Source organism: Paenibacillus amylolyticus (genome assembly GCF_001570725.1).
Taxonomy (GTDB): Bacteria; Bacillota; Bacilli; order Paenibacillales; family Paenibacillaceae; genus Paenibacillus; species Paenibacillus amylolyticus_A.
This window is the reverse complement of sequence record NZ_BCNV01000001.1, coordinates 3,264,482-3,289,845: the sequence shown is the minus strand read 5'-3', so window position 1 is coordinate 3,289,845 and position 25,364 is coordinate 3,264,482. Positions and strand designations below refer to the sequence as shown.

The 25,364-nt window shown below is 48.0% G+C and carries 23 protein-coding genes; 22 read left to right on the top strand and 1 reads right to left on the bottom strand.

The features are described 5' to 3' along the window. The first annotated feature begins 143 nt into the window (after positions 1 to 143). The 18 genes from dapF to spoVM all read left to right on the top strand — a co-directional run bounded on the left by dapF (position 144) and on the right by spoVM (position 18,700). Positions 144 to 977 carry a diaminopimelate epimerase gene (gene dapF, locus PAHA3_RS14565; protein ID WP_062836116.1) on the top strand — a complete coding sequence of 278 codons (834 nt, stop codon included), beginning with the start codon at positions 144 to 146 and terminating at the stop codon, positions 975 to 977. A gap of 214 nt (positions 978 to 1,191) precedes the next feature. Continuing rightward, positions 1,192 to 3,081 (top strand): bifunctional homocysteine S-methyltransferase/methylenetetrahydrofolate reductase, encoded by a 1,890-nt coding sequence (locus PAHA3_RS14560; RefSeq protein WP_062835362.1) that lies wholly within the window; start codon positions 1,192 to 1,194, stop codon positions 3,079 to 3,081. Positions 3,082 to 3,100: 19 nt separating this feature from the next. After that, complete coding sequence (locus PAHA3_RS14555) at positions 3,101 to 4,000, top strand: YicC/YloC family endoribonuclease (RefSeq protein WP_062835361.1); 900 nt, start codon at positions 3,101 to 3,103, stop codon at positions 3,998 to 4,000. A 51-nt stretch (positions 4,001 to 4,051) separates the two neighbouring features. Beyond that, positions 4,052 to 4,312, top strand: coding sequence for an extracellular matrix/biofilm regulator RemA (remA, locus tag PAHA3_RS14550; protein WP_006209218.1), 261 nt, complete (start codon positions 4,052 to 4,054; stop codon positions 4,310 to 4,312). Positions 4,313 to 4,325: 13 nt separating this feature from the next. Continuing rightward, positions 4,326 to 4,898 carry a guanylate kinase gene (gene gmk / locus PAHA3_RS14545; protein WP_062835360.1) on the top strand — a complete coding sequence of 191 codons (573 nt, stop codon included), beginning with the start codon at positions 4,326 to 4,328 and terminating at the stop codon, positions 4,896 to 4,898. Positions 4,899 to 5,053: 155 nt separating this feature from the next. Next, positions 5,054 to 5,266 (top strand): DNA-directed RNA polymerase subunit omega, encoded by a 213-nt coding sequence (rpoZ, locus tag PAHA3_RS14540; RefSeq protein ID WP_036614619.1) that lies wholly within the window; start codon positions 5,054 to 5,056, stop codon positions 5,264 to 5,266. Between the two features lie 138 nt (positions 5,267 to 5,404). Then, entirely contained in the window at positions 5,405 to 6,640 is a 1,236-nt protein-coding gene (gene coaBC, locus PAHA3_RS14535; RefSeq protein ID WP_062835359.1) for a bifunctional phosphopantothenoylcysteine decarboxylase/phosphopantothenate--cysteine ligase CoaBC, read from the top strand. Positions 6,641 to 6,643: 3 nt separating this feature from the next. Further along, positions 6,644 to 9,193: a primosomal protein N' gene (gene priA / locus PAHA3_RS14530; RefSeq protein WP_062835358.1), complete on the top strand. Its 2,550-nt coding sequence runs from the start codon at positions 6,644 to 6,646 to the stop codon at positions 9,191 to 9,193. A gap of 118 nt (positions 9,194 to 9,311) precedes the next feature. Continuing rightward, positions 9,312 to 9,800, top strand: coding sequence for a peptide deformylase (gene def, locus PAHA3_RS14525; protein ID WP_062835357.1), 489 nt, complete (start codon positions 9,312 to 9,314; stop codon positions 9,798 to 9,800). Positions 9,801 to 9,812: 12 nt separating this feature from the next. Continuing rightward, complete coding sequence (gene fmt, locus PAHA3_RS14520) at positions 9,813 to 10,766, top strand: methionyl-tRNA formyltransferase (RefSeq protein ID WP_062835356.1); 954 nt, start codon at positions 9,813 to 9,815, stop codon at positions 10,764 to 10,766. After that, the gene (rsmB, locus tag PAHA3_RS14515) at positions 10,763 to 12,277 is read left to right on the top strand and encodes a 16S rRNA (cytosine(967)-C(5))-methyltransferase RsmB (protein ID WP_201028080.1); all 1,515 of its coding nucleotides are present in this window, start codon (positions 10,763 to 10,765) and stop codon (positions 12,275 to 12,277) included. The genes fmt and rsmB overlap by 4 nt, the downstream gene beginning before the upstream one ends. Before the next feature lie 257 nt (positions 12,278 to 12,534). Then, positions 12,535 to 13,575: a 23S rRNA (adenine(2503)-C(2))-methyltransferase RlmN gene (rlmN, locus tag PAHA3_RS14510; protein WP_062836114.1), complete on the top strand. Its 1,041-nt coding sequence runs from the start codon at positions 12,535 to 12,537 to the stop codon at positions 13,573 to 13,575. A gap of 7 nt (positions 13,576 to 13,582) precedes the next feature. Next, on the top strand, positions 13,583 to 14,359 hold the full coding sequence (locus PAHA3_RS14505) for a Stp1/IreP family PP2C-type Ser/Thr phosphatase (protein ID WP_062835355.1): 777 nt from the start codon (positions 13,583 to 13,585) through the stop codon (positions 14,357 to 14,359). Beyond that, complete coding sequence (gene pknB / locus PAHA3_RS14500) at positions 14,356 to 16,566, top strand: Stk1 family PASTA domain-containing Ser/Thr kinase (protein WP_062835354.1); 2,211 nt, start codon at positions 14,356 to 14,358, stop codon at positions 16,564 to 16,566. Before PAHA3_RS14505 ends, pknB begins: the two co-directional genes overlap by 4 nt. Positions 16,567 to 16,627: 61 nt before the next feature. After that, the gene (gene rsgA / locus PAHA3_RS14495) at positions 16,628 to 17,536 is read left to right on the top strand and encodes a ribosome small subunit-dependent GTPase A (protein ID WP_062835353.1); all 909 of its coding nucleotides are present in this window, start codon (positions 16,628 to 16,630) and stop codon (positions 17,534 to 17,536) included. Position 17,537: 1 nt separating this feature from the next. Continuing rightward, entirely contained in the window at positions 17,538 to 18,197 is a 660-nt protein-coding gene (gene rpe / locus PAHA3_RS14490) for a ribulose-phosphate 3-epimerase (RefSeq protein WP_062835352.1), read from the top strand. A 3-nt stretch (positions 18,198 to 18,200) separates the two neighbouring features. Further along, positions 18,201 to 18,452 carry a hypothetical protein gene (locus tag PAHA3_RS14485; protein WP_062835351.1) on the top strand — a complete coding sequence of 84 codons (252 nt, stop codon included), beginning with the start codon at positions 18,201 to 18,203 and terminating at the stop codon, positions 18,450 to 18,452. A 167-nt stretch (positions 18,453 to 18,619) separates the two neighbouring features. After that, the gene (gene spoVM, locus PAHA3_RS14480) at positions 18,620 to 18,700 is read left to right on the top strand and encodes a stage V sporulation protein SpoVM (RefSeq protein ID WP_019424875.1); all 81 of its coding nucleotides are present in this window, start codon (positions 18,620 to 18,622) and stop codon (positions 18,698 to 18,700) included. A 195-nt stretch (positions 18,701 to 18,895) separates the two neighbouring features. Here spoVM and rpmB read toward each other — a convergent pair whose 3' ends face one another. Continuing rightward, positions 18,896 to 19,084 (bottom strand): 50S ribosomal protein L28, encoded by a 189-nt coding sequence (gene rpmB / locus PAHA3_RS14475; RefSeq protein WP_017687459.1) that lies wholly within the window; start codon positions 19,082 to 19,084, stop codon positions 18,896 to 18,898. A 636-nt stretch (positions 19,085 to 19,720) separates the two neighbouring features. Here rpmB and PAHA3_RS14470 point away from each other — a divergent pair. The 4 genes from PAHA3_RS14470 to PAHA3_RS14455 all read left to right on the top strand — a co-directional run bounded on the left by PAHA3_RS14470 (position 19,721) and on the right by PAHA3_RS14455 (position 24,882). Beyond that, entirely contained in the window at positions 19,721 to 21,532 is a 1,812-nt protein-coding gene (locus PAHA3_RS14470; protein WP_062835350.1) for a DAK2 domain-containing protein, read from the top strand. Between the two features lie 28 nt (positions 21,533 to 21,560). Continuing rightward, positions 21,561 to 22,424 (top strand): DegV family protein, encoded by an 864-nt coding sequence (locus PAHA3_RS14465; protein ID WP_062835349.1) that lies wholly within the window; start codon positions 21,561 to 21,563, stop codon positions 22,422 to 22,424. 10 nt (positions 22,425 to 22,434) lie between these two features. Beyond that, the gene (recG, locus tag PAHA3_RS14460; RefSeq protein ID WP_062835348.1) at positions 22,435 to 24,480 is read left to right on the top strand and encodes an ATP-dependent DNA helicase RecG; all 2,046 of its coding nucleotides are present in this window, start codon (positions 22,435 to 22,437) and stop codon (positions 24,478 to 24,480) included. A gap of 114 nt (positions 24,481 to 24,594) precedes the next feature. Further along, positions 24,595 to 24,882, top strand: coding sequence for a stage VI sporulation protein F (locus tag PAHA3_RS14455; RefSeq protein WP_062835347.1), 288 nt, complete (start codon positions 24,595 to 24,597; stop codon positions 24,880 to 24,882). The last annotated feature ends 482 nt before the right edge of the window (positions 24,883 to 25,364 follow it).

Here is a 25,364-nt window from a genome sequence, read left to right as displayed (position 1 = left end):
AAAATGATTCGAAGCGGCAGCTTTGACGTTTTGCAGGATAGCTTTTTTGTGTGCAAATGTTGAATATGAATTTCTATGCTGATCCTGTAGAAGAGCAAGAATATAGCTTTGGCAGCAGACTGCCAAAAGGAGTGGGCAAGATTATGGAATTTACGAAAATGCATGGACTTGGTAACGATTTTATCGTTGTATTTGGTGAAAAGGAGCTTCCGGCAGATGCAGCAGAATTGGCTGTAAAATGGTGCAATCGTTTCTTCGGCATCGGTGCGGATGGCCTGGTTTATATACTGCCTTCGGAGAAGGCGGACTTTCAGATGCGCATCATGAATTCGGACGGTTCGGAAGCAGAGCAGTGTGGGAATGCCATTCGCTGTGTATCCAAATATGTATACGATCATGGTCATGTCAGCCAGGAACAGATTACTATTGAAACGATTGGTGCAGGCGTACAACCTGTCAGTCTTAACATTCGTGATGGCAAAGTGGAAACGGTTCGTGTCGATATGGGTGAGCCGATTCTGAACGGCCTTCAAGTGCCGACAACGGTAGATGCCAATCCTGTGGTTGATCACCACATTGAAGCGAATGGACATGCGTTCAAATTCACTGCCGTATCAATGGGTAACCCACATGCGGTCATCTACGTTGATGATGCTGTGAATTTTGATCTCACAACTTGGGGCCCACTTCTTGAAGTACATCCGATGTTCCCGAAAAAAATCAATGTGGAATTCGCCACAGTTCGTGACCGTGGATATGTGGACATGCGTGTATGGGAACGTGGAGCTGGTCCGACACTTGCCTGCGGAACCGGAGCTTGTGCAACACTGGTATCCTCTGTCCTGAATGGACATACAGATCGTACAGCCATCATCAGCCTCAAGGGTGGGGATCTCCACATTGAGTGGAATGAAGCTGACAATCATGTATACATGACCGGACCTGCTGAAGTTGTCTTTAAGGGAATCACTTCATAAAAAGTGGGAAATTTAACCAAAGAGGCCTGCGGGCCTCTTTTTTTGTCAAAAAGGACAGGTCGTGTCTCCTGTACAGAGACATATTGGGGGCTGTATGGCAAGAAAGTCCATATGAGCTGGATACTCAGTAAAAACCTGTGTTTTTCTTCGTTTTTTAGCGTTTTTTGTGTTACATTAGTATGTAAATGATCACAGCTAGGCGGGGGGAAATGGGATGAAGGCGGATTTGCGCAAAGCTATGCAGGAACGGGTTCTCGTTGGAGATGGGGCCATGGGAACATTTCTGTACCAAATGGGTTTCCCGGTAGGGATTTCATACGAAGAGTTGAACTTGATTTCACCTGAAGTGGTGGCGGATGTACATCGCCGTTATCGGGACGCAGGTACTGAGATATTTGAAACGAATACGTACTCTGCCAATTATGACAAGTTGTCCAAGTTCGGCCTGGAGTCCAAGGTGGAGGACGTGAACCGTGCCGGCGTACGCATTGCCAAAGAGGTAGCTGGCGACACTGGTTATGTGCTTGGTGCCGTTGGTTCCATCCGAGGTGGCAAGCGGACAAACGTGTCTACAAGTGAACTGAAACGCTTCTATCAACAACAGATATTTGCTCTGCTTGATGAAGGTGTGGATGGCATTTTGCTTGAAACCTTCTATGATATCGAGGAAATGGATATTGCCCTTTTACAAGCGCGCAAGCTGAGCGATCTGCCTGTGATTGGACAGTTCGCGGTAGAGGATGTAGGGCACACGCTGGATGGATATACGATGCCTGAAGCATTCCGGATCATGCGGGAGCAGGGCGCGGACGTGATCGGTTTTAACTGCCGCTCAGGTCCAAACGGGATTATGCGAGCCATGGAAACCGTCTCCGGACGTATCGGTATTCCGATGTCTGTTTATCCGAATGCGGGTGCAGCAGATTATGTCGATGGTCAGTTCCGATATGGTGCGACTCCGGAGTACTTTGGTCAGACGGCAGTGCAATTTGCTGATCTGGGCGCTCGTATTATCGGCGGTTGCTGTGGTACGACACCGGATCATATTACTGCAATGAAAGAGGCGCTCGCTGACTATGTACCTTTGCCTATTTTGGAGCCTGATCCGTCAGAATCCAAACCGCGCATCGTGTTGCATGAAAATGTGGATGAGCGTTCCGGACGTGGAGGACAGCCTACAATCGTTGATCTGGTCAAGCAGCGTCACACGGTCATTGTTGAACTTGACCCGCCACGTGACTTGGACATTGCCAAGTTCATGAAGGGTGCCGAGACACTGAAAGCAGCAGGAGCCGATGCCCTGACACTGGCCGATAATTCACTCGCGGTTACACGGATGAGCAACATGGCGCTGGGTCACCTCGTTCAGGATCGCACGGGTCTCCGCCCATTGGTCCATATTGCCTGCCGTGACCGGAATCTCATTGGAACACAGTCTCACATGATGGGTTTTGATGCTCTGGGGATTAATCATGTACTTGCTGTGACAGGAGATCCTGCCAGATTTGGCGATCTGCCTGGTTCGAGCTCGGTATACGATCTGACCTCTTTTGAAATCATACGCATGATCAAACAGTTGAACGATGGAGTGGCCTTCTCGGGTAAACCGCTGAAGCAAAGAGCTGGTTTTGTCATCGGAGCAGCATTTAATCCCAATGTGAAATATTTGGAGAAAGCTGTACAGCGTCTGGAGAAGAAAATTGCCTCTGGTGCAGATTACATCATGACGCAGCCTGTCTATGACCCCGAGTTAATCGTGGCAATGCACGAAGCAACCAAACATCTGGATGTGCCCATTTTTGTAGGTGTAATGCCACTGGCAAGTGGACGGAATGCAGAGTATCTGCACAACGAAGTTCCCGGGATTCAGCTTTCGGATGAAGTGCGTTCCCGTATGGCAGGTCTGGAAGGCGAAGAGGGCCGTGCGATGGGGGTAAAAATTGCCAAGGAACTGCTGGACGTAGCCACAGCACATTTCAAAGGGATCTACCTCATGACACCGTTTATGTTCTACGGCATGACGGCCGAACTGACTCAATATGTATGGGAGAAGTCGGAGCATCAATGTCCTACTTGTTTCAACCCTAATAATCAATTACAATAGTAAAACGGATGTGATGCCGATGTCATTCAGTATGACCGGATACGGTCAATCCGCCTTTCATTTTGGCGGCTATAAGGTACAATTAGAGATCAAATCTGTTAATCATCGTTATTGCGAAGTGATGATGCGTCTGCCAAGAGAGTGGACATATTATGAAGACGGTTTGAGGAAGATCGTACAGAGCCGTTTGAAACGTGGGCGGATTGATGTTTATGTAATGAAAGAAAAAGAGGAAGACCAGGCTCTTCCCGCTGTTCTGAATGAACAGACGGTCAGGGCCTATCTGCAGGCTGCAGAGCAACTGGAGACTCACTTTGGAATGCAGGGCAAACCAAGTATTGTGGATATGCTTGGGCTGCCGGACGTCATGGTTCATTCGGATGGGACAAGTTCCATTCCCGAAGAGCAGAAGAACGAATGGGAGCGAGTTTTGCAGGAAGGATTGAGAGAGGCTCTGTCCAGTCTGGAGCAGATGCGCGCACGCGAGGGTCTTCATCTGGCCAGTGATCTGGAACGGCGGATTATTCGTCTGGAGTCACTGCATACCGAGATGCTTGCTCTTGCACCGACTGTGGTGAGTGATTACCGCAACAAGTTAAGGCAGAGACTTACGGAAATGCAGGAAGAAGGCTCTTTCCCTTTTGATGAGCATAAATTGGGTATGGAAATTGCAATGTTTGCCGATCGTTCTAACATAGAAGAGGAACTTACGCGTCTACTCAGTCACTTTGGACAGAGCAGGGAACTGCTGAAGAGTGATGAACCGGTAGGTCGTAAGTTAGACTTTCTAATTCAAGAGATGAATCGGGAAGTCAATACGATTGGATCAAAAGCCAACCACTTGGCTCTGGTGAACCGTGTTGTCGAGATGAAGGCGGAGCTGGAGAAGATTCGTGAGCAAGCGGCGAATATCGAATGAACGGCCACATTTCGGCAAAAGAGTCGCATGTATAGGGGGAAGAACCTGATTATGGCAATCAAACTCATTAACATTGGATTCGGTAACATCGTATCGGCGAACCGGATTATATCCATCGTGAGTCCGGAATCGGCGCCGATCAAGAGAATTATACAAGAGGCAAGAGATCGTCACATGCTGATTGATGCAACGTACGGAAGACGTACTCGTGCCGTAATTATTACGGATAGCGATCATGTCATACTGTCTGCAGTTCAGCCGGAGACGGTCGCCCATCGTCTTTCTTCGAAAGATGATGATAACGACGAATAAAATGGAGTGTAATATGTCTAAGGGATTACTGGTAGTGTTGTCCGGCCCATCTGGGGTCGGGAAGGGTACTGTATGCAGCGCTTTGCGCAAACTGGTGCCGGAATTGATCTATTCCGTATCGGCGACAACCCGTCAGCCTCGTCTTGGTGAAGAACATGGTGTGAACTATTTCTTCAGAAGTCATGAAGAGTTCCAGAACATGATTGCTGAAGATCAATTGTTGGAACATGCGGAGTATGTCGGTAATTATTACGGAACACCGCGTGATTTTGTAGAGAAAACGATTAACGAAGGCCGCGACATCATTCTGGAGATTGAGGTTCAAGGCGCGTTAAAAGTGAAAGAGAAATTCCCGGAAGGCATCTTTGTTTTCCTGCTTCCTCCTTCATTGGACGAGCTGAAAGATCGCATTCAGGGTCGTGGTACCGAAAGTCAAGCGACCATTGATCACCGGATGTCTGTGGCGGTCGATGAGATCAGTCTGCTGGAGCAGTATGATTACGCTGTTGTTAATGATGAAATTGATTTGGCGTGCAAGAGAATAGAAAGCATCATAATCGCCGAACATTGTAAGATCAATAAATAATCCCTTTTGCCGCTGCAGAATACGATATAAGTGGGGCAGTTGTCATATCATGTATTGAAGCAGTCCTATTGGACTGCCGAATGTGAAGACATGCCACATCAGTTCTGTCAGGCGGCAACTTGTGATTATACTAATGCGAAGAGGTGTTTGTTAATATGCTGTATCCTTCTATTGATGAAATGATGAACAAAGTCGACAGCAAGTATTCCCTTGTTGTTGCTGCTTCCCGCCGGGCTAGACAGCTACGTGAAGGTGAAAAAACGGATTTAAGAGGTGCGAGATCCCATAAACAAGTTGGCGTTGCACTGGAAGAAATCTATGGAGACCTGCTCGTTGTCATCAAAGGACAGGACGAAGAAGAAGAGTAAGCCGCCTGCGGCTGCTCTTCAACTGCATACGGCGTAAGCCGGATTAATTGACAACCGCGAGGTTGTTATTTTTTTACGAATAAGCCTATTTTAACGGAATCTTACTTAGACGTCGTATAAATATCGGGGGAAATAACCATGTTGAACGGTAAAAAAATCGTGCTTGGTGTGACAGGCGGCATAGCCGCTTACAAGGCGGCAACATTATGCAGCAGACTGGTGCAAAAGGGAGCGGATGTTCATGTGATTATGACAGCTTCCGCTACACAGTTTATTACCGAATTGACGCTGCAAACGTTGACCCGAAACACCGTATATACCGATACATTTGATGAACGTGAGCCAGCAGTCGTATCTCATATTCATCTGGCTGATCTGGCTGATCTTGTTCTGGTTGCTCCAGCTACAGCCAATGTAATTGCCAAGATGGCGCATGGCATGGCAGATGATATGCTCTCAACAACTCTGCTTGCCACGACAGCCCCTGTCATGATTGCTCCAGCGATGAATGTACATATGTATGATCATCCAGCTGTAAAGCATAATATGAACCTGCTTGTTGAACGGGGCGCCATGATGATTGAACCGGGTGAAGGTCTGCTTGCGTGTGGATATGTGGGCAAGGGACGTCTGGAAGAACCGGAGAGCATTGTGGATGTGGTGGAACGTTTCTTCGAACAGCGCGAGTCTGTAGACCGTGCCCAGCAAGGACAAGCTTCACTGTTACAAGGTAAGAAGGTTGTCGTTACGGCTGGAGGTACGATTGAGCGCATTGACCCCGTACGATATATTACAAACGATTCGTCTGGCAAAATGGGATTTGCCATAGCCGCAGCTGCGCGTGATCTGGGGGCAGATGTGAAATTGGTTATGGGCAGTACCCAAGCCAAGCCACCGGAGAACGTTGAGTTGATCCCTGTACAGTCTGCACAGGATATGTATGAAGCGGTAACACACGAATGGGACGATGCTGATATCGTGGTTAAGGCGGCGGCAGTTGCCGATTATCGTCCAAAGGAAGTTTATACCGAGAAGATCAAGAAGAAAGGCGACACGCTGTCGCTCGAACTTGTTAAAAATATAGATATTCTTGAAACGCTGGGCAAACAGAAGACCCATCAGTTTTTGATTGGTTTTGCTGCGGAGACTCAGTCGGTTGAGATGTATGCACGTGAGAAATTGGAACGGAAAAACTGTGATCTGATCGTAGCCAATGATGTAACCCGCACGGGTGCAGGATTTGGAACAGACACCAACGCGGTACATATCTATGACCGGGAAGGTTTGGTGGAGGAGCTTCCAGTGATGGCCAAGGACGATGTGGCTCATCGGTTGCTCCGGATTGCGGCGGAGCGCATTGCCGGGAGGAATTAGGATATGGAGATTGCCAAGGTCATTGTCGATGTTCCTGTGAAGGAAACAGACCGGCCGTTTGATTACCTGGTACCTGAATCGATGAGGGAATGGATCGAGATTGGCAGCCGGGTGGGTGTGCCTTTTGGTCATCGGACGGTGCAGGGATTCGTGATTGATCTTGTTCCGCGTACCGGGGAGGAAACATTCAGGCTGAAGCAGATCCAGGAGTTGCTGGACATTGTTCCCCCATTATCAAAGGATTTGGTTGAACTGGCCGAATGGATGAGTGGACGTTATGCCAGTAACCGGATTTTGTCATTGCAGGTTATGGTGCCGACGGCATTGAAGGGGAAAGCGGAACGATACATCTCGCTGGGAGATGCACTTGATGGACAGATGGCGGGTGCACAACCGGATGATGAGGTGTTATTTGTTTGGGGAGAAGAGTCTACGACCGAGAAGGTGCAGCAGGATATCATCCGTTTTGTCAAAAGTCGGGGTCAGGTACCCTTGCAACAACTCAGTCGGAAATATCCCAATCATGCTGCGCTAATTAAGAAACTATTGCTTGGTGGTGTGCTGCTGGAGAGTCAGGCCATCAAGGACAAGTTGAATAAGAAAACGATGAAGTCCGTTGATCTGGCTGTAGATATCACAGCTGCTCAGGAAGCACTTGATTCGTTCCCGGCAAAAGCTCAGCGGCAGAAGGAGATTCTTGCTTTTTTGCTAGAAATGAAAGAGCTGCTGCCTATGCCGATGAAAGAAGTGTTGTCTACACTGCAGGTATCGGCCGCAACAATCAAAGGTCTTGAGGAAAAGGGACTGATCGTAACCGAGGATGTTGAGGTCTTTCGTGACCCTTATCAGGGCAGGAAGTTCAAAGCGACTGAACCTCTGGTTCTGACCGATGAGCAAAAACATGTCTATGACAGTATCAATGGGCGGTTGCAGGAACAACGCCATGGGGTATTTTTGCTGCATGGTGTCACAGGCAGCGGTAAGACAGAAGTCTACCTCCAGACCATTCAACGATGCATCGAGCAGGATCGCCAGGCCATCGTATTGGTGCCCGAGATTGCACTGACCCCGCAGATGGTAGAACGTTTCAAAGGTCGCTTCGGTGATCAGGTTGCGGTCATGCACAGTCGTCTGTCAGGCGGTGAACGTTATGATGAATGGCGCAAGATTCGTGAGGGTCAGGTGAAGGTTGCGATTGGGGCGCGTTCAGCTGTCTTTGCTCCGTTCAGTCGGCTTGGGCTAATCATTATGGATGAAGAACACGAGACTTCCTACAAACAGGAGGAAACTCCGAAATATCATGCCAGGGATGTAGCAGTAAAAAGAGCACAGCAGCATCAGGCCGTGGTTGTTCTGGGTTCAGCGACACCTTCGCTGGAAAGTTATTATGCGGCACGCTCGCAGAGTAACGATGATTTTGCACCACTCTTGCTGGAGATGCCGACACGGGCATTGGGTAACAAGCTGCCTGAAGTGCGAATCGTTGACATGCGCGAAGAGTTGAAGGATGGCAACCGTTCCATGTTCAGTAGAGCTTTGCATAAAGGGCTGGAGGAGCGCTTGGAACGTGGTGAACAGACGGTGCTTCTGCTGAATCGCCGTGGATATTCGACCTTTGTTATGTGCCGAAGTTGTGGCTATGTAGCAGGTTGCCCCGAATGTGATATTTCATTGACGTATCATCAGCGCTCGAATAATCTCCGTTGTCATTACTGCGGGTATGCGGAAGCGGCTCCTGAAGTGTGTCCAGATTGTGGAAGTGAGCATATTCGATACTTTGGTACAGGTACACAGCGGGTCGAGGAAGAGCTTGCGAAGCTGTTTCCGGGCATTCGGGTCATTCGGATGGATGTGGATACGACAACGGAAAAAGGGGCTCACGAGAAGCTGCTGAAACAGTTTCGTGAGAAAAAGGCAGACGTGTTGCTAGGCACACAGATGGTTGCGAAGGGACTCGATTTCCCTGATGTGACCCTGGTTGGCGTCATAACAGCGGATTCAGCACTGAATTTACCTGATTTTCGTGCTGCCGAAAAAACGTTTCAGTTGTTAACACAAGTAGCTGGCCGAGCGGGTCGTCACCAATTGCCTGGTGAAGTGTTTGTCCAGTCCTATACGCCGGAACACTACTCTATTGGGCATGCAAGCCAGCATGACTATGTGTCGTTTGTACGTGAGGAGTTGCTACACCGTCGCAATCTGCAATATCCACCTTACTGTCGCCTGATTCTGGTGACCTTTTCGCATGAACAGCTTCCGGTATTGATTCGTCTTGCTGAGAACTACACGCGAATACTGAAGGAGAAGGCGAATGCAGCCGGATGGCTTGGCAGTCTTGATCGTTTCAGCAATGACGCTTTTGATGTGTTAGGGCCGGTAGCGTCCCCGATTCCACGGATCAAGAATAGATACAGATTCCAATGTATGATAAAATGGCGGGGGGATGTAGACGCCATCGGACTCGCTCTGGCAACAGCCCGGCGCATGGACGATGATGTTCAGGCGCAAAAACTGCTCATTAGTCTGGATGTAGACCCGCAAATGTTAATGTAAGCATTTTGCAGCAATGCGGATGTATACAAGCGGTATAAACATAGATTAAAAATGAATACACCAAAAATAAAGAATATCGTCCTGAAATTATGATGAGGATTAGGAAGGTGCTTACAACATGTCGATTCGCATTATCGTTCAAGAACCAGATGAGGTGCTCCACAAGAGAGCCAAAGAAGTACCGAAAATTACACCGAATGTACAAAAATTGCTGGATGATATGGCTGATACTATGTACGATGCGGAAGGTGTAGGTCTTGCTGCACCACAGGTCGGCATTTTGAAACGTCTGATCGTTATTGACGCCGGTGATGAGCAAGGACTGATCAAGATGATTAACCCTGAGATTATCGCAAGTGAGGGAGAGCAATTCGGACCGGAAGGTTGTCTGAGTATCCCTGGAATTAATGGTGACGTTCGTCGTTTTGAGACCGTTACTGTCAAGGGTTTGGATCGTGAAGGCAACGAGTTGATTATTACGGGTAGTGGCCTGCTGTCCCGTGCATTCCAGCATGAAATTGATCATCTGGATGGCGTACTCTTCACGGATATCGCCGAGAAAGTGTACGAAATTGCAGCCGATCAAACGGGACCGCGTCGTAATTAAGGAGTGATCGATTTGAATATTGTTTTTATGGGAACACCTGAATTTGCAGTTCCTTCTCTCGATATGCTGATTGCAGAGGGATACAATGTGGTGGGTGTGGTGACTCAACCTGATAAACCACAGGGGCGCAAAAAAGTACTTACGCCAACACCGGTTAAGGCCGCAGCAGAACGCCACGGTCTGCCGGTGTTTCAACCTGTTAAATTGCGTGATCCGGAAGCCGCAGCCCGCTTGGCTGAATGGAAGCCGGACCTGATCGTTACCGCGGCATTTGGGCAGATTCTGCCCAAAGCCGTGCTGGATATGCCTGTTCGCGGTTGTGTGAACGTGCATGGCTCTCTTTTGCCGAAATATCGGGGAGGAGCCCCGATCCAACGTTCCATTATTAACGGGGAATCCGTGACAGGAGTCACATTAATGTATATGGCTGAAGGCCTGGATACGGGAGATATGATCTCGTATGTGCAACTGCCGATTACAGATGAAGATACATCAGGAACGATGTTTGACAAACTAAGTGAGGCTGGCTCCAGATTGCTACTGGCTGAAATGCCACGATTGATTGCTGGCGAAACAACGGCGGTCCCTCAGGATGATGCCGAGGCTTCGTATGCGCGTAATCTGACTCGGGAAGACGAGAAGATGGACTGGAGTCGTACATCACGCGAATTGTTCAATCAAATCCGTGGTCTTGTGCCATTCTCGGGTGCATTTACGGTGTGGGATAATCAGGTCTTCAAAGTCTGGGCAGCCGCTAATCCGGATCATTCGAACATAACCTCTTCTTCGGATGCTGGACAAGCAGAGCCGGGAACGGTGTTGCAGTTGAATAAGGCAGGTATTGAAGTGTGTACTGGCAATGGATCTCTCTGGTTGACTGAGGTGCAACCTGCGGGTAAAAAGGTGATGCAAGCTGCTGACTTTGCTCGTGGCGGTACACTGAAACCTGGAACGGTGTTGCGATGAGTGGTAACACACCGGGGCGTTTGTCGGGAAAAAGTCATAAAGCCACAGGAAATGCATCTGGGCGTGAAGGAAACCGCCGCCCGAATTCGGGAAAATCGGGTGGTCATGGAAATGCGTCTACACCCCATTCTGCCTCAGGTGGTGCATCTCGCTCCCAGAAACCCAAAACGTCTGCTCGTGCATTGGCAGTCAAGGTTCTGAGTGCTGTTGAGCAAGATGGAGCATACAGTAATCTGGAGTTGAACCGTCGTCTGAAAGAGGCGGATTTAAGCCCTGCGGATGCTGGACTAGCTACTGAATTGGTGTACGGAACAATCGCCAGATTGAATACACTTGATTATTTCTTGGAACGTTATGTTGCCAAAGGAGTATCCAAACTGCAACCTTGGGTTCGTAGCCTGCTTCGAATCAGCGTATATCAGATGATATACCTGGATCGTATTCCAGAACATGCGGTGGTGAGCGAAGCGGTTAATCTGGCGAAGAAACTGGGCCATCAGGGAATCTCGGGCATGGTGAATGGTGTGCTGCGCAATATGATCCGCAATCGGGATGAACTTCGTATTCCAGAACATCTGCCCGTTGCTGAACGTATTTCACTGGAGCATTCTCACCCGTTATGGATGGTTGAGCGCTGGATTGCCCAGTACGGTGAGGAGACGGCTGAAGCCATCTGTCGTGCGAATAACGAGCCGCCAGCGGTGAGTGTTCGGGTCAACACTACAATGACCACACGGGAGAAGCTGATGCATGAGATGACCAGCACAGGTGCAGTCGTTGAAGCTTCTCAGCTGAGTTCCGATGGAATTCTTGTACGCAGTGGCGGAAATATGGCACTAACGTCCTGGTATCGGGATGGCTTGTTCTCTGTACAGGACGAAAGTTCCATGCTTGTAGCTGAAGCGGTTGCGCCGGAAGAAGACCAACTTGTATTGGATTGCTGCGCAGCTCCAGGTGGTAAAACAGCTCACATGGCGGAGAAAATGCACGATCGTGGTCGTATTGTCGCTAACGATGTACATGCTCACAAGCGCCAGCTGATCCTGGATCAGGCGGAGCGTCTTGGTCTGAGTTGCATCGATGCTGTAACGGGAGATGCCCTTGATCTGAACGAGCGGTACCCGGAAGCGTCGTTTGACCGCATTTTGCTGGATGCACCATGTTCCGGTCTGGGTGTTATTCGCCGCAAGCCAGATGTAAAATGGACCAAATCCGTAGAAGATATCGAAGATATCGCAGGCTTACAGCGTGAACTGCTTAATAGGGTTGCGCCGTTGTTAAAACCAGGGGGTATTCTGGTGTATAGTACGTGTACCATTGAGCCTGCTGAGAATGAGGTTATGGTCGCAGACTTCTTGAACCGACATCCGGAATATCGTCCAGCAGAAGCATTGGTTTGGTCCGAATCCGAGACAATGAACTTGAAGGTTGTGAACGGTGGTATTCAGATTTTGCCACAGTACGCTCACAGCGACGGATTTTTCATCGCACGGTTGACAAAAACAGTATAATAACAGTTTAATAGAGCACGGAAGGATGACCGCCGAGGGGAACTTCGGCGGATTTCTTTGTGATGGGCCTTCGATATAATTGTCAGAGAAAAGTGATGACAGGGTGCGATGGTCGCATTGAGGTGTTATAATGCATGAAGTACAGATATCAAGGGTATACATGGATGTAACGTGGTCTTTGTGATAGAATAGGACGAATGGAACGAAAAGAAGGAAGCCAAACGAAAAGAAAAGAAGGAATAGGTGTTGACAACAAAATGAAACCTTTTATATATGATTATTCCCTGGAAGAACTGCAGCAATGGGCTGTGGAGAATGGGGAACCGGCGTTTCGCGGTGGTCAAATCTTTGACTGGATTTATGTAAAACGCGTGAATGATTTTAGTGAAATGACGAATCTGTCCAAGCCATTGCGTGAGAAGCTGACAGAGCAATTTGAATTTGTAACGCTTAAGGAAATTACTAAATTTGAATCCAAGGATGGAACGGTTAAATTCCTCTTTGGTCTTCATGACGATCATGCTATTGAGACAGTAATCATGAAGCATAACTACGGGAACAGCATCTGTGTAACCACACAGGTTGGTTGTCGGATTGGTTGTACGTTCTGTGCATCCACATTGGGTGGTCTCAAGCGTAATCTTACGGCTGGGGAGATTGTTGCTCAGGTTGTTCAGGCTCAGAAAATTCTCGACGAACGCGGCGAGCGTGTCAGCAGCATCGTGATCATGGGTTCGGGTGAACCTTTTGAGAACTATGAAGCAACGATGACTTTCCTGCGCATTATGATCCATGAAAAAGGACTGAACATTGGTCAGCGCCACATCACGGTATCAACGAGCGGAATCGTTCCGAACATCTACAAGTTTGCAGATGAAGACACACAGATTAACCTTGCTATTTCGATCCATGCACCAAATGATGCACTGCGCTCGAAATTAATGCCTGTTAATCGTCGTTTTCCTTTTGAAGATGTGATGGAGTCCCTTCGTTATTATCTGGCTAAAACAGGTCGAAGAATTACGTTTGAGTATGCACTTATTGGTGGGGTAAACGATCAGCCAGAGCATGCAGCAGAATTGGCAAGTGTGCTTAAAAACATGTTGTGTCACGTGAATCTGATTCCGGTTAACCATGTACCTGAACGCAAGTACGTAAGAACATCGAGAAGTGACATTTTCAATTTTCAGAAGATTCTCTCGGAACAGGGTGTTAATGTAACCATTCGTCGTGAACAGGGACATGATATTGCTGCCGCTTGCGGTCAGCTTCGTGCAAAGCATATGGAGTTGAGGTGAGAACGTTTTGATCAAAACAGTTCATGTGAGCCATATCGGACGAGTGCGTTCGGTGAATGAAGATTCAGCCTGGATTCGTAATCTCGATACAGGATATATTCTGGGTATTGTTGCCGATGGCATGGGTGGACATCTTGCAGGGGATACGGCAAGCCGCTTGGCAGTGGAGACGTTGGTGAACGATCTGGGAACGCTGGAACCAGGTCTGTCACATGCGTCTCTGTCTGCAGCCCTCAGCGATGCTATTTTGCATGCCAACGAAGTTATCTTCCGCACGGCATCTACAGATGACAAGTATCACAACATGGGTACAACGGTGGTTGCGGCATTATTGAACGATACGGAAGGTGTTATTGGCCACATCGGTGATAGCAGAGCCTACAAAATTGCGAATAAAGCTGTAATCCAGTTGACCGAGGACCATACACTGGTGAATGAATTGTTCAAAAATGGCCAGATCAGCAAAGAGGATGTGTCACATCATCCCCGTCGCAACGTGCTAACGCGTGCGCTTGGAACAGATGCCGAGGTGAAGGTAGACCTGGATACCGTCAAGCTGGAAGAAGGCGAAGTTCTTCTTCTGTGCAGTGATGGTCTCAGTAACCTCGTCAGCAATGAGCAGATTATTCAGGTTGCCGGCAATCTGGAACTGGCATTGGAAGATCGTGCAGACCGATTACTTCAGTTGGCTTTACTTGCTGGGGGAGACGACAACATCACGGTTGCCTTGTTCGAGTTGCAGAGGGAAGGTTCCGTGGATACGGAAACGGGGTGTGAGTCATGATTGGGCACCAGCTAGGCGGACGCTATGAAGTGATTGAGCGTGTCGGTGGTGGCGGCATGGCTCTCGTGTACAAAGCCCAGGATCTTCTGCTGAACCGGAATGTAGCGATCAAAGTCCTTAGACAACAGTTTGTGCATGACGAAGAGTTTATTCGCCGTTTCCGCAGGGAAGCACAATCGGCCGCATCACTGTCTCACCCGAATGTAGTCAGTATATATGACGTGGGGCAGGAAGATGATGTTCATTATATTGTGATGGAGTATGTGGAAGGCAAAAACCTGAATGAAATTATAAAAGAACGTGCGCCTCTGCAGGTGGATGAATCGGTGCGAATTGCTTCCCAGATTGCAGATGCTCTTGATCATGCACATCATAATCAAATCATTCATCGGGATATCAAACCCCATAATATATTAATTGGACGGAATGGCCGCGTGAAGGTAACGGATTTCGGGATCGCGCGTGCCGTTACATCTACAACGATTACGCAGACGGGTTCTGTAGTCGGTTCTGTACATTACTTCTCACCGGAGCATGCCAAAGGCATCGTTACTGGCGAAAAATCGGACTTATATTCTCTTGGGATTGTACTCTACCAAATGCTGACTGGGCAACTTCCGTTTCTGGGAGAAAGTCCAATCAGTGTGGCATTGAAGCATTTGCAGGAAGAATTCGATGAACCACGTAAATTCAATCCATTGATTCCGCAAAGTGTGGAAAATGTCATTCTGAAATCAATGCGTAAAAATCCGCAGGAACGTTATCAGTCGGCCAAAGAAATGCAGACCGATCTGGAAACTTGCCTGATGCCGGAGAGACGCAATGAAACGAAGATTGATTTTCCGGATGAGGATGATATAGACCAGACTCGCGTTATGCCAGCCATCAAGCCTGAACCGCGCGGAGTTACATCAACGGGTGCAGTGCCTGTGATGGAATCTGACGAAGTAACTGGCAAGGGTAAGGCGAAAGCTAAGAATTGGAAGAAGCCAACACTACTCATTTCATTAACCGTTCTTATTCTAATCGCTATGGTGGGCGTTGTATGGTATGTCAAGGGTATGCTGGTTGTGCCTGAAGTTACCGTACCTAACGTGATCACCCAGACGGAAGAAAAGGCTCGGGAAATGCTTGAGGAGAAAGGACTCGTCGTCAGTGATGAGGTCATCCGTCTGTATAAGGAAGATGTCGAACCCGGCATAGTCTTTGACCAGAGCAGAAAAGAAGGCGATGTCGTCAAAGAAGGCTCCGAGGTCCAGATCAGTGTTGGTGCAGAAAAAGAACTGGTGAAGATGATTGATGTCAAACAAGAGACTTACGATGAGGCTGTTAAGAAATTAACTGCGCTTGGCATTAAGGAAGATCAGATTCAGCGGAAAGATGAGTTCTCCAATGATGTGGCTTCAGGTACTGTTATTTCCCAGACACCTGGTGTCAATGAGGAATTCGATCCTGAGACCGTTCAGATTGAGTTAACCGTAAGTAAAGGTACCGAAACCGTTAAAATGCCTGATCTGAAAAATCTTACCCGCAGTGAAGCCGAAGAAAAACTGAAATCTGCTGGACTTGTGCTTGCTCAGGTGCAGGAAGAATCAAGTTATACGGTGGACCAGGGCAAGGTGACGCAGCAATGGCCTGTGGAAGCGGGCACAGAGGTGAGTCCTGGTGATAAAATTACCATCTTTATCAGTACAGGGTATCCGCCTGAAGCGCTGCAATATCCTTTTAATATCAATGTATCACCCAAAGAAGAAGGAAAAAACAGTAAAATCCGTATCACATATGAAGACGCACGCGGCAAAAATCAGGAATGGGGAACTCGCACTGTGAACTCAACCCAGACCTTGACCATTCCGCTTGTGCTGGCTCCAAATGAAAATGGGGCTGTGTCCGTATATCGTGATGGACAGTTCCTGGATACGTATCTTGTCTCCTACAGTGAAGCCAAAAACGGAACAGTGAACGTACCTTCCATTGACCCGGAACAAAGCACGCAGACGCCGCCAGAAAATGAGCCTGACCCAGGTGAAGGCAACGTAGATGAGGGCAGTGTTGATCCCAATCAGGAAGGTGAGCCTGAGTCCACACCGGCAGATGGTGAGGGTGACAGCGGAGATGAAGACACTTCAGCCATGAATAATGGTAAAGGGCACGGCAAGGAAAAAGAGAAGAAAAAGGAAGTCATCAACGCATCAAGCCGTCCATAAGGGCGGCTTATGCTGGCGTCTGGAGTAAATGTACCACCATCTAAAGGAGGGCGACGGAGCTATGCCAGAAGGTATCATCGTTAAAGCGCTAAGCGGTTACTATTATGTCATGCCAGTGGAAGACAACGGGGTTCCTTCGGTTGAAGGTTCCGCCGTTCAATGTCGAGCCAGAGGTATCTTCAGAAAACGAGGAACGTCACCGCTTGTAGGTGACCGTGTCAGCTACATGTTGACTGAAAACGGAGAAGGAACGGTAGATGAAATCCGGAAGCGTGAGACAGAACTCATTCGTCCTCCGGTGGCCAACGTAAGTTTGGCTGTTCTGTTATTCTCAGTGAAAGAACCCGATATGAACCTGAATCTGTTGGACAAGTTCCTCGTTCACATCGAGCAAGCTGGACTGGATGCTCTGATTGTGCTGACCAAGCAGGATTTGGCTGATCCAGCCAAAGACACTGTTGCTGAAGTGAAAGCATTGTATGAACAGGTTGGTTATGAAGTGATTTCCACAAGTTCACGTACCGGCGAAGGCAGTGAACTGCTCAGGGACCGTCTCGCTGGTAAGATTAGCGTATTCTCTGGTCAATCCGGCGTAGGGAAGTCGTCCATGTTAAATGCATTGATGCCAGGCCTGACGCTGGAGACGAGTGCGATTAGCATGCGTCTAGGACGAGGGAAACACACCACCAGGCACGTGGAGCTTATTCCGTTGGATAATGGTGGATTCGTTGCGGATACGCCAGGATTCAGCCAACTGGACTTTCTGGAGATCGGTGTGGAGGAACTCTCCACTTGTTTCCGGGAATTTGCCCAGTTTGCAGATCAGTGCAAATTCCGAGGTTGTACCCATACACATGAACCAGGCTGCCGTGTGCTTGCGGCCAAGGAGGAAGGTCTGATCTCCGAAAGCCGATATCAGCACTATGTGCTGTTCCTGACCGAAATGAAAGATAAGAAGCGGAGGTATTAACATGATTAAAATTGCCCCATCAATATTATCAGCTGATTTTGCCCGACTTGGTGCTGAAGTTGCAGAAGCCCAAGCTGCAGGAGGAGACTGGATTCATGTTGACGTTATGGACGGTCATTTCGTCCCTAATATTACGCTTGGACCTGCGATTGTGAAGGCGATCGCTCCACATACAAGCTTGCCGCTTGATGTGCACTTGATGATTGAGAATCCTGAGCGTTATGTTGAGGAATTTGCCAAAGCAGGAGCAGCGGTAATTACTGTTCATGCTGAGGCTTGTGTGCATCTGCACCGGGTTATTCATCTCATCAAGGAGCAAGGAGTGAAGGCAGGGGTCGCCCTTAATCCGGGAACGCCAGCGTCAGCCATTCTCGAAGTTCTGGATGATGTAGATATGGTTCTTGTTATGACAGTAAATCCTGGTTTTGGCGGACAGGCATTTATCTCGGGTACCATGAACAAAATCAAGCAGATTCGTACCTGGTTGAACGAAAAGGGACGCCATGATGTACATATCGAAGTAGATGGCGGAATTGCTGCCGATACAGCCCCGCTTGTGGTGGAAGCTGGAGCCGATGTACTCGTTGCCGGAAGTGCCGTATTTGGTCGTGAGGATCGTGCTGCCGCGATTAGTGAAATCCGTCGTAGCTACGGAGGCTGATCTATGACCCTCAAGGAGACGCTGTGGACGATGGCTGCGAGTCTCGCCACGGGACTTGTGCTTGCTTTGTTTGCGGTTATTCAATCCCCGTATAATGCCATTACGTCATTGATCGGGGTGGGCGTTGTTATTATGTATTTCCGCAAATTTGATCGTACGGGACATCGGGTTACTTTTGTCATATTCAGCATACTGTATTATTTACTAAGTGTTTTCATGATCGCTGTCTATCAATATATTCCTTCCCAAACGTAAATGACCTGATCTTCGGGCTTGTCATTGTGGAATAGGGATCGAAGGTTCCGCATAAATATGGTTACATGAGCAGGTTTCTCATGTAGCCTTTTTTGTCGTGTTAGAGGTAAAGAAGGCCTGAAGCATAGGATACGGCGGACGCATGAGCATGATGGGGAGGGTGAATTATGAAATTTTACACATTCAAACTGCCGAAGTTTTTGGGAGGGTTTGTAAAGGCGATTCTTAATACGTTTCAAAAGAACTGATCAGATTGATAAGGTAACAGGGAATACCGCCGCTTTGGCTCAGGCTTATCTGGAATTCGTACCTGCGAAGCGTCATGCGGCGGCCATTCACATGTTAATGAGCGTATTCAAGAATCCCTTTTTTTGAATACCAAAAAAGCACCTGCAAGGAACAAGGTGCTTTTTGCTTACCCGATTTATAGTAGCTTTGCGTGATTATACGCGAGTCACTTTACCGGCTTTCAGTGCACGGGTGCTTACGTATACACGTTTTGGTTTACCGTCAACGAGAATGCGGACCTTCTGAACGTTTACGCCCCAAGTACGACGGTTACGGTTGTTAGCGTGGGATACGTGGTTACCGGTGCCCGGTTTCTTACCTGTCACATAACATTTGCGAGACATAGATTACACCTCCTATCCTAAAATAACCAGTTGCCTTCAGAAACGATAAGTCATTCCATAAGGACTAAATTGTTCTTCCTGACCAAGAAGATCAGGTTTCAGTAGCTAATGGTGTTGTTTAAGCCGGCATGACCGGATCATTTCCATTACTTAACCTGCATAAAACAATACTTGAATATAATATCATAATCAAAAAAGCTTCGTCAACTGATCCAAAAACTTTATTTATTTCTCCTGTCTAATATAGTACAATGTTGAATAGTCCATAATACAGTGGTGAACAGGCTGTTGCCGCGAGGAAGTCGGAGAATAAACCGTACTTAGAGGTCGGTGGTCTGCTTTTTGGCAACGCTGTGAGCTGCGGCATTCCATCATTGGCACCAGTCTCCATGCGGCATTCATGCCGGCTCTTGATACCGGTGCATATCCGTATGCCCCGAAGTTAGGGGTGCAGAGAGTGCAGGATATTGGTAGCCCGGCCGCCCAGACCGTTAATCCGGCTGACATTATGTATTGTATGCCTGTGCCGGACAAGGTATGGACGAAGAATAACGCAGTCCGCGTTAGCGCATGAACAGACCAGACACATCTTGGTGCAAGGTGTTCGTGTATCAAGCTAGGAAGGGGAATTCTCACTTGAGTATACGTTCTTTAAATGGAACAGATTTCACCGCAATGGTACTTGCCGGAGCGGAACAACTTGGACAGCATGCAGAGCACGTCAATTCCCTGAATGTTTTCCCTGTGCCAGATGGTGACACGGGAACGAACATGAATTTGACAATGAGTGCAGGAGTTGCAGAGATTAAAAGAAAAAGTTCTGCCTCCATCGGCGAAGCTGCCGGTATTTTATCGAAAGGCTTGCTTATGGGCGCACGGGGAAATTCGGGAGTTATTCTATCGCAATTGTTCCGTGGATTTAGTCGTTCAGCTGCTCCCTATGAGGAACTGAATACGCTCCAATTTGCAGCAGCCCTGCAGAACGGTGTTGACGCAGCTTACAAAGCTGTCGTAAAGCCCGTTGAAGGGACCATTCTTACCGTAGCCAAGGAAGCGGCTAAACATGCCAATTACTACGCAAGACGGACGAATGATATTACTGAATTAATGAATGAAGTTTTGTTAAAAGCAAAAGAAGCACTGGCAATGACTCCGGAATTACTGCCTGTACTGAAGCAGGTTGGTGTTGTGGATTCAGGTGGTCAGGGGCTTGTATATATCTACGAAGGCTTTATGGAAGTATTGCTTCAAAGTGACGGAGTGAATCGTACTTCTTTGAAGAAAGAAGTAACTCCATCCGTGGTAGCATCTGCTTTGAAACCGTCTGCACCGGCAGAAGTGGTTGTCAAGAAGCCTGCACAGCAGCAGGTGATTGCACCAGAGATGCCGTTATCCGCTCAGGCGAGATTGGAAACGGAAGATATTGAATTCCTGTATGACATGGAATTTTTCATTAATCGTGAGCTTGGAGAGAACGCAGGAGTGGCATTCGATGACGAGGCATTCCGGAAAGCGTTGTCAGTAAATGGGGATTCGATCATTATCATTGCCGATGATGAAGTGATCAAAGTTCATGTCCATTCCAAGACACCAGGCGATGTATTAAACCTGGCACTTCAATATGGTGAAATCACACAGATTCATATTCTGAATATGCGTGAACAGCATCGGGATCTGCTGACAGCAGGCATGGACATTGCTCCTTCACCTGAATTGTTTGCAGAGATTCCACCTGAGGCAGCGCGTAGCCTGGAAGAGGCTGTGCTTCCTGCGGATGAGATGGCACCGTACGGTTTTATTGCGGTATCCTCCGGTGACGGTATTGCAGAGATTTTCCAAAGTCTGGGCGTCGATGTCGTTCTATCTGGTGGACAGACGATGAATCCAAGTACGGAGGATTTTGTAAAAGCCGTTCGTTCCATTGCTGCGGAGCAGGTATTTATACTCCCGAACAATTCTAACATTGTACTGGCTGCCGAGCAGGCTCGTGAATTGCTTGAAGACGAACGTCGGATTACGGTCATTCCAAGCAAGACTATTCCACAGGGAATGGCTGCTGCTTTTGCTTTCCAGGAAGATGAATCTGCGGAAACGAACCGTGACCAGATGCTCGAGGCGATTAGCCGGGTACAGTCCGGTCAAGTGACTCATGCGGTTCGCGATACGCAATATGATGAACTGGATATCAAAGCGGGGCACTACATCGGTATTCATAACTCCAAAATTGTAGCGACGGATGAAACCATGCTTCAAGCATGTGAAGGTCTGCTCAAGCAGATGATGGAGAGTGGTGATGAAGTGGTGACGATCCTTGAAGGGGAAGAAGCTGACCCTGAGGTTACCGCTGCCCTCGCTGCATGGCTTGAAGAACAGTATCCTGATGCTGAGGTAGAGGTACATCTTGGAGGACAGCCTGTGTATTATTATTTGTTCTCCGTAGAGTCCTAATAGCACTCTAGCGAAGAGGAGGAGAGTCATGAGCCACAAGGTTGCAATTGTAACGGACAGTACGGCAGATATTCCCGAAGAACTCATTCGCAAATACGGGATTCACATTGTTCCGCTGCGTGTTCTGTTCGGGGAAGAAACCTATGCAGACGGCGTTGATCTGACTTGGGAACAGTTCTATGAAAAATTGAAGAAGAGTTCTGTGTTGCCTACAACTTCACAGCCATCTCCAACCGATTTCATGAATGTATATCAGGCACTGCTTGATGAGAACCCGGAACGTCCGATTGTATCGATCCACCTGTCATCCGGCATGAGTGGTACCTATCAATCGGCTATGCTCGGCAAGTCTTTGCTGGAGCGTGAGGGTGACATCACCGTGCTGGATTCGAAGTCAGCATCGTATGGATACGGTCTGATGGTAGTACAGGCTGCTGAACTTGCCGAACAGGGCAAGTCAGCAACCGAAATCGCTGCCGCTATTGAAGGGATGCAACAATCTCGTAAATTGTTCTTTCTCGTGGATACCCTTGAGTATCTGCAAAAGGGCGGTCGGATTGGCAAAGCTTCAGCCATCTTGGGAACGTTGCTTAACATTAAGCCGATCCTGTCTATTGATGAAGAAGGCGTGATCTACGCAGTTGAGAAAGTCAGAGGTCATAAAAAAGCAATGGCACGCATTATTGAACTGTTCCAGAAGGATCTTGCAGGCAAACGGGTTAACCTGGCGGTAGGTCATACCGCTGACCCGGGATCAGCGATCGCTTGTGCAGAGCAGCTGCGAGGTCATTTTACACTGAATGAAGTGATCTATACCAATATTGGAGCCGTAATAGGCAGTCATGTTGGACCTGGTGTCATTGCGATCTTTATGTGGCCTGTTCCGGAATGAGGGATTAGACATGAAATTGGAAGAAATATCAGTTAAGCAAATTAACGGCGTGAGTGCTCTCAAAGAGGGAGAGCTTCACGCCTTTGGCATCTCTACTGTTAAAGACCTGCTTGAATATTATCCGTTCCGTTATGAGGATTATCGTCTGCGTTCGCTTAGTGAAGTGAAGGACGGGGACAAGATCACGGTCCAGGGACAGGTAATGGGTATTCCTGTATTACAACGATACGGCAAAAAGTCCCGTCTCACCTGTAAGATTATGACGGAAGAGTGGATGATTACCGCAACCTGGTTTAATCGCCATTTTCTCAAAGAGCAACTTACACCCAATCGGGAGATTGTAATTACAGGCAAATGGGAACAAAAACGTATGCAGATGACGGTCACTGACTCGGAGTTCCCCGATAAAGGGGATGGGCGTTCAGGCACATTGCAACCTGTATACTCGGTAACCGGCAAGCTGACGCAACAATGGATGCGCAAAACGATCAATCAGGGGTTAGTTCAATTCGGAGATATGATTCCCGAGATTCTGCCCCAATCATTGATGAAAAAATATAGTTTGATGCCACGCAAGCAGGCGATTGCAGGAATTCATCGTCCGCAGGACAACCGGGAAGGTCAGCAGGCCAGACAGCGGATGGTGTATGAAGAGCTGTTTCTATTCCAGTTGAAAATGCAGGCGTATCGTGCGTTGAATCGAAATCGCATGGATGGCGTGGTACATACTACGGATAATACGACGATTCGTGAGTTTGTACGCAGTTTACCTTTTGAACTGACAGATGCTCAGAAAAAGGTGGAGCTTGAAATTTTGCACGATATGCGTTCGCCCTATGCAATGAACCGGTTATTGCAGGGTGATGTAGGATCGGGTAAAACGGTTATTGCGGCCATTGCGCTATACACAACGGTTCGATCCGGTTTCCAAGGGGCTCTGATGGTGCCTACGGAGATTCTGGCGGAGCAGCATATGCGTTCACTGCAAAAGCTATTTGAACCGTTTGGGGTAACCGTAGGGCTCTTAACGGGCAGTGTAAATGGACGTAAACGTAAAGATCTGATCGCCTCGTTGCAAATGGGCATGATTGATATCGTGGTGGGTACACACGCCCTGATTCAGGAAGATGTTTTCTTCCGTGATCTGGGTCTTGTGGTGACGGACGAGCAGCATCGCTTCGGTGTGAATCAGCGCAGCGTTTTGAGACGCAAAGGATATAATCCGGATGTGCTGACGATGACGGCTACGCCAATTCCGCGGACACTTGCGATTACGGCTTTTGGGGATATTGAGGTATCCACGATCTCAGAACGACCGAAAGGACGGATTCCAATCTCCACGTATTGGGTCAAGCACGATATGATGGAGCGGGTGCTCGGTTTTATCTCCAGAGAAGTGGATCAGGGCCGTCAGGCCTATCTGATCTGTCCACTTATTGAAGAGTCGGAGAAGCTGGATGTGCAGAACGCGATTGATCTGCATGTGCAGATGCAGCAGAACTTTCCGAAATATCGTGTAGGTCTGCTGCATGGACGGATGACGGCTGCCGAGAAAGAAGAGATGATGCGCGACTTCTATAGCAATGATATTCAGCTGCTCGTCTCCACCACCGTTGTGGAGGTTGGGGTCGATGTGCCGAATGCCACGTTAATGGTCATTATGGATGCGGATCGTTTCGGTCTGTCCCAGCTGCATCAGCTGCGTGGTCGAGTTGGTCGTGGAGCTCATGCATCCTATTGTGTACTCATTGCTGATCCCAAGACGGAGGTTGGACAGGAGCGCATGAAGGTCATGACGGAGACGGAGGATGGATTCGAGGTATCGCGTCGGGATCTGGACCTCCGGGGCCCAGGTGATTTCTTTGGTACCAAACAGAGCGGATTGCCTGAGTTCCGTCTTGCCGACATGGTTGCAGATTTTGCTGTGCTGGAACAGGCCAGAGATGATGTATCCCAGTTAATTGCAGAAGCGGATTTCTGGACGTCTGTGGACTATACACCTCTGCGTGATTTTCTACAGCAACAGCAAGTATTTAAAGGTGATCTGATTGATTAAAGCTGCCCATGGCGGCGGGTTTTTCGTATTACCTTTGTAAAAAAAGACAAGTGTACAAGCCCTCCCGACATATGAATAAGAAGTGAGTTTATTCTTTGGGAGGTGTTGTACGTTTTGGGTTACCAACAATATGGAATCAGTCCGCAGCTGGTGGAGCGGATCAAACTAAAGATGAAAAATCCCGCTGTCAAAGAGCGTATCAAAAAGTTGATTGATGGCGTGACCAAGTCTGATTTGCAAGATAAGGCAAAGGTTAGAAGATTGGTCAAGTCTTCGGCAGTTATTATGAATGAGAATTTCTCTACGGCGCAGGAGGAGCAGTTTGTTGCTTTTGTGCTCGCACAGAAGATTGATCCGAACAATACGTTTCATCTGATTAAGCTGTGGGGGATGTTTAGGTAGGGATTCGATGTAATGTTGGGTGGGTTAAAATGAACTACAGGGTGTTACACGTGGCCACTCCGAGTGCTGTACCATCTTCCGATCGCTGTTATCCCCGGATTTTTTGTATTCCCTTTTCTAAAGGGTAAAATCCGGGGATAAAGGCGCACGCTTCGCTTCTTCAGATTGGTTCTGCACTCTCCGTTACTGTGTAGCTGGAGTTCATTTTATAAAAAACCAAATTACATCGAATAAATGTTTGGTAATTAAGAAGGGGTGTTCCATTAGTCATGTATGACATGATGGAACACCCTTTTTTGTGGTGAAGGCATGCTATAGAGGGGTTAGTGGGGCTTTAAATTGAGTGTTTATATGTATTTTATCTTTTGGTACTCTTGCTTCTATCCTGGAAAGAGCTGATGAATATTAAAGTTATGATTAGAACTACAATCATAGTGCTGTTGTATGGAATTTCGTTGAGGATGTAGTCCTGTACAATTAAA